Source organism: Caloramator sp. CAR-1 (assembly GCF_030546345.1).
Classification (GTDB): Bacteria; Bacillota; Clostridia; order Clostridiales; family Caloramatoraceae; genus Caloramator; species Caloramator australicus.
In genome coordinates this window covers 1-1,351 of sequence record NZ_JAUONW010000059.1, presented here as the reverse complement: position 1 = coordinate 1,351, position 1,351 = coordinate 1, and the positions used below count along the sequence as shown (strand labels likewise).

Here is a 1,351-nt window from a genome sequence, read left to right as displayed (position 1 = left end):
TCTATATATTCAGCCCTATGCTGCCCATCTCCTTGAACCTCCCACGACTAAAGTCGCGGGATTCCTGCTTCATCAACCTCGTAACCTACTATCTCCACAGGCGTTAATTCGGGTAGTCCCTACCCTACTGTTTTTACTTATGCTATACCTAATATCCTCTTTCCTTCTTTTAATATATTTTTACTTGCATTTACATCTCTATCATGGACTGTCCTACATATTGGACATTCCCACTCCCTTACGTTTAAGTCTTTTACTTCTTCATTTTTATAACCACATACATTACATATTTGACTTGATGGATAAAACATATCTACTTTTACTATTGTTCTTCCATACCATAATGCTTTATATTCAAGCATGTTTACAAATTTTGACCATGCTACATCTGATATGGACTTTGATAGTTTGTTATTTCTTAACATATTCTTAACCTTTAAGTCCTCCAAAATTATAACTTGGTTTTCGTTTATAATTTTAGAGGACAGCTTTTGCAAAAAATCTTCCCTTTGGTTTCTTATCTTCTCATGTATTTTGGCTACTTTCTTAGCTTGTTTCTTAAAGTTACTACTACCTAATTGTTTTTTAGAAAGCTTCCTTTGTTCCTTAATAAGTCTTTTTTCTAACTTTATAAGATATTTAGGATTGGATATTTTGTTACCTTCACTATCTATCAGAAAATGCTTTACTCCTAAATCTATACCTATTACTTTGTTAGTTTTAGACTTTTCTATAGTTTTTTCTATCCTACAGCAAATTGAAACAAAATATTTCCCTGTTGGAGTTCTACTTATAGTTGCATTTAGTATTTTACCCTCTACTTCCATTGATTTTACAAACTTTACCCAGCCTAATTTGGGTAGTTTGATTTTGTTTCCTTTAATTTCAATGTTGTTATTTGTAAATGTTGTTCTATAGCTTTGATATTTACATTTCTTTGACTTAAACTTTGGATAATTTGCTCTACCTTCAAAAAAATTCTTAAATGCTTTGTCTAAGTCTTTGAGCGAATTTTGAAGTGCAAACTTATCTGCTTCTTTTAGCCATGTATTAGTTTGTTTAAGTTTAGTTAAGTCAGCTGAGCAATCCTTATAATTAAATGTTATACCTTGAGTTTTATATATTTCTTCTCGTTTTGCAAGATAATAGTTATATACAAACCTAACACAACCAAAGGTTTTATTTATAAGCTCTATTTGTTGTTTATTAGGATAAAGCCTAAATTTAAAAGCTTTTTCCATACTTTCACCTCATAATTATTGTAACATATGTTGTTACACAAAACAAACTTTTAACTAATATAAGTTATGATACACAAATAATATATGTTATTATTAAAGCGTCCTTACTC

General features: G+C 29.9%; 1 protein-coding gene. It reads right to left on the bottom strand.

Going from position 1 to position 1,351, the window contains the following annotated elements; translation table 11 throughout:
• Positions 1–137: 137 nt before the first annotated feature.
• A complete protein-coding gene (tnpB, locus tag Q3V94_RS13585; RefSeq protein ID WP_303528533.1) occupies positions 138–1,241 on the bottom strand; it encodes an IS200/IS605 family element RNA-guided endonuclease TnpB in 1,104 nt (367 codons plus the stop codon).
• Between the last annotated feature and the right edge of the window lie 110 nt (positions 1,242–1,351).